This window comes from Streptomyces sp. NTH33, from assembly GCF_003236365.1.
GTDB lineage: Bacteria > Actinomycetota > Actinomycetes > Streptomycetales > Streptomycetaceae > Streptomyces.
In genome coordinates, this window is sequence record NZ_POTZ01000359.1 from 1 (window position 1) to 7203 (window position 7203).

Below are 7203 nucleotides of genomic sequence, written 5' to 3' on the forward strand. Positions count from 1 at the left end.
GTCCGTCACCCGCCACCCCGTCCACCACTTCAGGTCGGCCTCGGTCGCCGGGCCGCAGGACGCCAGCCAGTGGCGCAGCAGGTCGGTCTGGGCCCCGGCCACGTCGAGCTCGGGGTGCGCGGGAGCCAGGGCCCAGCGGAACTGCGAGGACGTCCAGGACCCGAGCGGCCGTCCCCGCACCACCTTCCCCTCCACGCCCAGGACGCGCAGCAGCCGGGACGAGACCGTGTGCACGCCCTCGTAGCTCTTCCCGGCCGCGTACACGAACTGCTCCCGCAACCGCGGCTCGTCCTGGGCGAGTTCGGTCGCCGTCGCCTGGCCGCGCCGGGCCAGCGCGGCCAGCGTCGACTCCTCGACCTCCTTCAGCCAGGTCGCGTCCGGCGCACCGGCCTTCGCCATGTCCTTGATCAGGGCGGCGCGTTCCTTGGCGGCGACGGCGAGACCGGTCGAGGCGTGCACCACGGCGGTCAGCTCGGCGGGAAGGACGAACACGGTGTGCCGCATGCCGTGCATGCGCACCAGCGTGCGGTCCTCGTACAGTGCACGCTCCGTGGCGGGCACCGTCCCGCCCGGCTCCGCCAGCCGGGCGCCCACCCCCAGGTACACGGTCGCCGGGTCCGTCCCGTGCAACGCCACCAGCGACCGGGCGACCTCCTCCGGAGCCGTGGCCCGTGCTCCGGTGGCCAGCCGGTGCCGCCACGCCAGCCTGGCCCGCCGCTCCGCCACCCCGACGTACCGCGGTTCCCCGCCCATGAGACCTCCACCCGTAGTCGTCCTGACGGCATCCTCCCCGACACCACTGACACCGGCCCTCATAGGCGCGCAGCACGTCGAGTGCGGGGGCCGTACGCCAGCTGCCGGGACGGCGGATGGTCTCGCTGAACCGCCCGTCGCCCGCGCCGAACGGCACGTCCCACGCCTCACCGGCGTAGACGGCCGGCGCGCACAGGCCCAGCGCCACGACCCGCTCCCCGTAGTGCCGGGCCAGGTCGGCCACGGTCTGGCCGCTCATGCCGAACCCGGCCAGGAACAGGGGGCTGTCGGCGGGTACGTGGCCGTCGATGACGGCGACCGCCTGCCCGAACCGCCGGCGCAGACTCAGCTCCCGCAGCGTGCCGGTGCTGTCGCCGTGCCCCGGGAAGTCGAACGCGACATTGCGGCAGCCGCGGGCGGTGAACTCGGCGAGCAGCGGCAGCAGCCGCTCCTTGCCGCTGGTGCCCGCGCCGTGCAGCAGGACGACGCCGGGCCGGTCGTGGACGCCGTCGTCCCTGTCGTCGCCGTACACGCCGCTGAGCCGTTCGCCGTCCTGGTCGTGACCGAAGGGGAAGAGCTCGCCCATCCGGTCATCAGACATCCCGGAGGGTCGTTCAGTCCGCCAGTCCGGGTGCGTCCCAGAGGGGGAACCAGCGGGTCTTGTCCTTCTCGATCCGGAGGTCGTTCTCGAGCGCCGCCGCGATCTGCAGCTCCAGCGCGTTGTCGCGTTTGTGCCGGCCGGAGAGCATGCACAGGGGATAGAAGGTGCCCCTCTTGTACAGGTACACCAGCGCCAGACGGCGGCCGGTGTCGTCGTGGAAGCCGGCCAGGGAGCACAGCAGTTGGGGGCCGAAGCCGTTGACCTCCATCGCGCTGTTCACGGCGTGCAGGTCGTTGACCAGGTCCGGCAGCTGGTCCGGGGTGCGGCGGGAGATCAGCCAGGAGTAGCCGTAGGAGTCCTGGGAGAGTTCCACGGGCGGGCCGGAGCGGTCGGCGTCGGCGTCCAGGAGGGCCTGGACCTCGCGGTGGGTCTGTTCGAAGGCCGCTCCCTCGACCGTGGCGAAGCACACCGCGCCCTGCCCGGTCGGGGTGAAGCCGGCCGCCGCCTGCAGCGTCACCGCCGCCGACGGCAGCGCGAACAGCTGGTCCAGGTCGGGCGGGGCGGGCTTCGAACGGCCGAGCAGGATGTCCAGGAGCCCCATCCTCAGCCCGCCTTCCCCGGCGCCGCGGCCTCGCCCAGCTCGGCGGAGATCCGTGCCAGCTGTTCCAGCCGCTGTTCCAGGCTCGGGTGGGTGGAGAAGAGACGGGCGATGCCGGGGTCGGAGCCCAGCGCCGGAGTGAAGTAGAAGGCGTTGAAGGCCTGTGCGGTGCGCAGGTCCTCGGACGGGATCCTCGCGATGTCGCCCGTGACCTTGGTCAGCGCGGACGCCAGCGACGAGGGCCGTCCGGTCAGCAGCGCCGCCGCCCGGTCCGCGGCCAGCTCCCGGTACCTGGACAGGGCCCGGATGAGGAGGAAGCTGATCGCGTACACCGCCGCCGAGACCCCCATCACCATGGCGAACACGGCCAGGGTGTTCTGATCCTTGCGACCCCGCCCGCCGAAGAGCTCCGAGTAGAAGGCGAACCGTACGACCAGCCCCGCGATCACGCCGAGGAAGGAGGCGACCGTGATCACGGCGACGTCCTTGTGCGCCACGTGGGACAGCTCGTGCGCGAGCACGCCCTCCAGTTCCGGGGTCTCCAGGCGGCGGAGCAGCCCGGTCGTCACGCACACCACCGCGTTGTCCGGGTTCCGTCCCGTCGCGAACGCGTTCGGCATGTCCATGTTGGATACGGCGACCACCGGCTTGGGCATGTCCGCGATGGCGCACAGCCGGTCGACCACCGCGTGCAGCTCGGGATACTCCTCGCGCTCCACCACCCGGCCGTGCATCGCGTACAGCGCGATCCGGTCGGAGAACCAGTACTGGGCCGCGAGGGCGGCCGCCGCGATCACCACGACCAGCACCCAGGACTTCAGCAGCACGATCAGCGCGGCCACGAACGCCACGTACAGCAACCCGAGCAGGAACAGCGTGACCCCCATGCGCACGGTCAGCCGTCGGTCGCTCCGGAAGCGGCTCTGCATGGTGCATCACCCCGCACAGTCAGGCACTCGTCCCGCCCTCCAGTGTGCACCCGCCGGTGCCCATGACGGGGGCCCGTGCGGCCCCAGGAGCGGCAAAGACCGCCGGGCGGCCCGGGGGGCGGGCGCGCACCCCGGCGCGCCTCAGCGGTAGGCGCGCGTCTGGACGTAGCCGATGAGCACGATCACCGCGGCGACGCAGCCGAGCACCACGACGGTGGATATCCACGAGGAGCGGCGCGGTGCGACCGGGTCCGGGCCGGCGCGGAACGGGACCGGGCCCGGCGGGTCGTCCTTCCAGCGGGCGGCGAGCATACGGGCCCGGGCGGAGGGCTCCTTGTGCTCGGCGGCGCTCGCCCACCGGTGATCGAACTCGCACTCCCAGTCGTCCCGCTCGGACATCCCCGTCATCCCCGTTCACCTTTCGAGGCCGCGTGCCGCCTGCTCCCGCCTTCCCGTCTCCGAGATGCCGCGCGGACGGCCCACGTCTAGCCTTTTCTGGTGAGGGCCGCACTCAGCAGGCGGCGACACCCACGACCGCGTCGCCGTACCTTTCCCGCTGCGGCCGCGGCCATCCGGCCTGTACGCGAACGGCGTACGGGAGGGTGGAAAGGAAGGTATTCCATGAAAGCACAACGTGCGAGGCGTCTCTTCGCGATGTCCGCAGTCGGTGTTCTGATGGCCGGTGGCGCCGCCGTCGGCGCGGCGGGCACGGCTGCGGCGGCGACCCCGGCAGCGGCCCCGGCCCACGTGTCCACCAGCGTCGGCCACGGTGGCGGCTGTTTCTACGGTGGCTGGTGGTCCGGCTACTGCGGCGGCTTCGGCCGTGGGGGCTTCTACCCCTACAACTACGGCTACAACAGCCCGGTGGTGATCATCGTCCGCTGAGCGCGGTACGACCGAGGGCCGCCGCCTGTGCGTCACAGACGGCGGCCCTCGGCCGCGAGGGTGGTGGTGTCCACGTGGACGGCTTCGAGGCATGGCACCGGCTGGGGCCGGGATGCCGGTGCGCAGAGGCTGACTCGGAACTCATGCCGCGTCGTACCGGGCGGCGATACGGGTCACCGTGACCTCGACGGTGACCTGCTCCGCGACACCGAGGGCGGTGAGGTGGGAGAGGACGGCAGCCCCCACCCGGTCGTGGACGTTCCGGGCGATGTCCAGCGCCCGCCGGCCCTCGGCCAGGACGCAGCGCACCTCGATGTGCCATCCCGAACCGTCCGGCGCCCGGTCGGCGCGGATGCCTGCCCCGGGAGACGTGCGGTGAGGCGTGGCGTCCGGCCGGGTGGGCGCGGCGGCTGCCGCGAGGCGGTGGGCGAGGCGGGGTTGCAGGCCGACCACGCCGGGAACCGCGAGGGCTGTCTCGGCCGCGACGCCGAGGAGCATGGCCGTACGGATGGCGGTCATCACGTACCACCGCCGGCCGGGAGGCCGGAACCGAGGGGCGGCTCCGGCTCCAGGACGTCGATCACGGTGATGTCGACGGCCGCCACGGCCAGTCCCAGGTCCTGCCCGGCCGAGTCGAGGACCGACCGGCGCACCTGATGGACCCGGTCGGGCAGCGGGCGGTCGAGAGCAGCGGCCAGGGTCATGGTCACGCGGACGTCGGTGCCCTCGCCCTCGGGTCCGAGCCGGCAGGTCGCGGCCCTGGCACCGGGAACCGTGTCCGCGGCCCGCCGCAGCACCTTCGCCGCGGCGCTCTCGGCGATCCGCAGATCCCGGTCCGGGTCTGCCAGGGGCAGCAGCCGCCCGAGCCGGACCTCTGCCCTGACGACGTCCATGACGCGGCCGACGAGTGCGTGCAGGCCGGGAGGGTCCTCGGTGCGCAGCGCCCGGGTGGCCGCGTTCAGCGGGGCCAGTCCCGCGACGGCCTCGCGGCAGTGAGGACAGGACACCGTGTGCGGGTCTGCGGCCGGCGCCGCGTCCTGCGCCTGTTCCCAGACCCGGCTGAGCAGGCGGCCGCAGGGCAGCACCTCATCACCCGTGAACGGGGGTACGTCGGCGGCGGCTGGGCCGGTGCGGGGCCCGTCGGCTCCGGGCGGTCCGGAAGGTCGCGCGTGCGGGTCGTCTAGCGCCACGGGCCCATCGCCTCCTGCAGGGATCGGCGTGCTCTGAACAGTCTGCCGCGCACCGTCTGTTCACTGGTCCGCGTCACGTGGGCTATCTCCTTGTAGGGCAGGCCCTGCACTTCCCTCAGGATCCAGCAGATCCGCTGCCCGGCGTCCAGTTCGGCGAGCGCGCGGGACAGGGCGGCGGTGGCCGCGTCCTGCTCGGCGGACCGGGCGGGCTGGCTCCACGCGTCGTCCGTCGCGGGTTCGGCGACGGTGTCCAGGGAGAGGGGCGGTGATCGGCGTCGGCGCATGGTCAGGCAGCGGTTGACCGTGATGCGGTACATCCAGGTGCGGAACTCGGCGTCGTGGTGGTATTCCGGCAGTCGCCGCCAGGCGCTGACGAAGGCGTCCTGAACGGCCTCCTCGGCGTCCTGGGTGTTGCCGAGCAGGCACCGGGCCAGGGCCAGGAGGGACCGGCTGTGCCGCTGGACGAGAACGGCGAAGGAGTCCTCGTCTCCTTCGGCCGCCCGTACGGCCAGCAGGCCATCCGGCAGGTCGCGTCCCATCAGGTCGCGGCCCGGCGATGGGGAAACAGCGCTTTCGATCATGGCGCCCCCGCACAAGGTTCGGGCTGCCCGTGTACCCGACGAGTCGTATGTGATGCACGTCACGTTCAACGCGCGTGAGGAATGCGCCGCCCGATATGTCCAATCTTTCGAAGGGCACCACACCGGTGTCCGACCGACCGATCGAGGCGACCGCCATGACGGACAACATCACCAGCGTCGGCGCGGACAGCCGACCCGACACAGGCGTGAGCGCGCTGAAGGGCCGCACCGGAGCCGGAACTCCGGCCGAGACACGGGGGAAGACCACCATCGCGGACGGCGTGGTGGTCAAGATCGCGGGCATGGCCGCCCGCGAGGTACCGGGTATTTACAACCTTGGGGCGGGCATGGCCCGCGCCCTCGGCGCCGTGCGGGAACGGGTCCCCGGCGGAGGCGGCAGCGTCACACGAGGAGTGAAGGTCGAGGTCGGCGAGCGGCAGGCCGCCGTGGACCTGGACGTCGTCGTCGAGTACGGCGTCTCCATCGTCGACGTCGCCGGCGACGTACGCACCAACGTGATCGGCGCGGTGGAGCGGATGACGGGACTGGAGGTCGTCGAGGTGAACATCGCCGTCGACGACGTCCACCTTCCCGACGAAGGGGAAGAGGCCGAACCGGACGAGGGCCGCGTGCGGTGATCCGCCGTGACCACCGCCACCGCCGCGTCCCGGCGTAAGCGGCTGATCACGCGGACGACGCTCGCGAGACGGGTGAGTGCATGATGAACACAGCGACGACGGGCCTCGCGGCCGGGATGGCCCTGGGCTTCGCCGGTTACTTCGGCGGCTTCTGGGCCTTTCTGCTGGTGCTGGTCCTGGGGGCGGCGGGGCTGATCGTCGGCCTCGTCGTGCAGGGCGACCTCGACGTCCGCGGACGGAGGCAGCGGTGAAGACCCGGCCCGGTTCCCCACCTCACGGCAAAGGGCCCGGCCCATCGGCGCGGGCCGCCGGCCTGCCGCCTCCGGCCGAGCGGGGCGCCACCGTCATCCCGGACAGGGTGGTCGCCCGTATCGCCGCCCAGGCCGCACGCACGGTCCAGTCCCGGCGCACCGATCCGGTGCGCCTGCACCTGACCATGGACCTGCCCTACCCCACCGACATCCCCCACGTCTGCGAGCGGATCCAGCGCGACGTCGCCGAACGGGTGGCTCAGCTGACCGGCTTGCAGGTGGGAGAGGTCACCCTCACCGTCCGGCGGCTGGTGACTGCCGCCACGAACCGGGGGCGGGTCCGGTGAGCGGCCACCCGGCCCGCACCGCCGGGCCCACCGCGCAGGAAGGAGGACCGGAATGACAACCGGCCCGGACCCTCCCACTCACAGCCCCACGCCATCCGCGCACCGTGCCGCGGTGCCGCTGACGAAGGAGCCCGAGGAGCCGAGGGAGCCCGGTCCGCCCGAACACCCCATGCCCCCACCGAACCCGACGGCCGGCGAACGCGACGGAGGACACCGGACCCACCGCCCGTGGTCCGCGCGCCGCCTTCCGGCCGCGCTGGTCGCCTCGGTGATCCTCGTGGCAGCGGTCGCGGCACTGGTCGACGTCGTCGCCGTACGGCCGAATTCCTCCAACTGGTCCGTGTCGCCGACGTGGTCGTCGAGAACTTTTCCGCAGGCGTCATGGCGGCGTAGTGCGCGGCGATGCAGTAAGTCTCGACCGCCCGCGTGT

Annotated in this window: 12 protein-coding genes and 1 pseudogene; 4 read left to right on the top strand and 9 right to left on the bottom strand. The window is 72.6% G+C overall.

The window, feature by feature from the left end:
* The 5 genes and pseudogenes from C1I97_RS27145 to C1I97_RS27165 all read right to left on the bottom strand — a co-directional run.
* The coding region (locus tag C1I97_RS27145; protein ID WP_146608306.1) for a DNA glycosylase AlkZ-like family protein at positions 1-753 on the bottom strand (753 nt) is incomplete at its 3' end.
* Between the two features lie 52 nt (positions 754-805).
* A pseudogene (locus C1I97_RS27150) lies at positions 806-1339 on the bottom strand (alpha/beta fold hydrolase); the annotation flags it as partial.
* Positions 1340-1367: 28 nt separating this feature from the next.
* Positions 1368-1955, bottom strand: a complete 588-nt coding sequence (gene pspAB / locus C1I97_RS27155) for a PspA-associated protein PspAB (protein WP_111005783.1) — start codon at positions 1953-1955, stop codon at positions 1368-1370.
* A 2-nt stretch (positions 1956-1957) separates the two neighbouring features.
* Positions 1958-2881, bottom strand: a complete 924-nt coding sequence (gene htpX, locus C1I97_RS27160) for a zinc metalloprotease HtpX (RefSeq protein ID WP_111005784.1) — start codon at positions 2879-2881, stop codon at positions 1958-1960.
* A gap of 141 nt (positions 2882-3022) precedes the next feature.
* Entirely contained in the window at positions 3023-3280 is a 258-nt protein-coding gene (locus C1I97_RS27165; RefSeq protein WP_111005789.1) for an SCO2583/SCO2584 N-terminal domain-containing protein, read from the bottom strand.
* A gap of 222 nt (positions 3281-3502) precedes the next feature.
* Between C1I97_RS27165 and C1I97_RS27170 the strand changes: the two genes are divergently transcribed.
* Positions 3503-3766: a hypothetical protein gene (locus tag C1I97_RS27170; protein ID WP_111005785.1), complete on the top strand. Its 264-nt coding sequence runs from the start codon at positions 3503-3505 to the stop codon at positions 3764-3766.
* A gap of 141 nt (positions 3767-3907) precedes the next feature.
* Here the strand turns inward: C1I97_RS27170 and C1I97_RS27175 are convergent, their stop codons facing one another.
* Genes C1I97_RS27175 through C1I97_RS27185 form a run of 3 tightly spaced genes read right to left on the bottom strand, consistent with a single transcriptional unit; the run spans position 3908 to position 5537 of the window.
* Positions 3908-4285 carry an Asp23/Gls24 family envelope stress response protein gene (locus tag C1I97_RS27175; RefSeq protein ID WP_111005786.1) on the bottom strand — a complete coding sequence of 126 codons (378 nt, stop codon included), beginning with the start codon at positions 4283-4285 and terminating at the stop codon, positions 3908-3910.
* On the bottom strand, positions 4285-4956 hold the full coding sequence (locus C1I97_RS27180) for a hypothetical protein (protein WP_111005787.1): 672 nt from the start codon (positions 4954-4956) through the stop codon (positions 4285-4287). Before C1I97_RS27180 ends, C1I97_RS27175 begins: the two co-directional genes overlap by 1 nt.
* Positions 4947-5537 carry an RNA polymerase sigma factor gene (locus tag C1I97_RS27185; RefSeq protein WP_181446936.1) on the bottom strand — a complete coding sequence of 197 codons (591 nt, stop codon included), beginning with the start codon at positions 5535-5537 and terminating at the stop codon, positions 4947-4949. The genes C1I97_RS27180 and C1I97_RS27185 overlap by 10 nt, the downstream gene beginning before the upstream one ends.
* 155 nt (positions 5538-5692) lie before the next feature.
* Between C1I97_RS27185 and C1I97_RS27190 the strand changes: the two genes are divergently transcribed.
* From C1I97_RS27190 to C1I97_RS27195, 3 genes are all read left to right on the top strand, one after another.
* Positions 5693-6175, top strand: coding sequence for an Asp23/Gls24 family envelope stress response protein (locus C1I97_RS27190; RefSeq protein ID WP_111005791.1), 483 nt, complete (start codon positions 5693-5695; stop codon positions 6173-6175).
* Positions 6176-6255: 80 nt separating this feature from the next.
* Complete coding sequence (locus C1I97_RS40165) at positions 6256-6426, top strand: hypothetical protein (protein WP_181384007.1); 171 nt, start codon at positions 6256-6258, stop codon at positions 6424-6426.
* Entirely contained in the window at positions 6423-6773 is a 351-nt protein-coding gene (locus tag C1I97_RS27195; RefSeq protein WP_111005788.1) for an Asp23/Gls24 family envelope stress response protein, read from the top strand. The genes C1I97_RS40165 and C1I97_RS27195 overlap by 4 nt, the downstream gene beginning before the upstream one ends.
* Positions 6774-6851: 78 nt before the next feature.
* On the opposite strand, the gene C1I97_RS40745 is transcribed toward C1I97_RS27195, so the two are convergent.
* The coding region (locus tag C1I97_RS40745; RefSeq protein WP_220040867.1) for a hypothetical protein at positions 6852-7203 on the bottom strand (352 nt) is incomplete at its 5' end.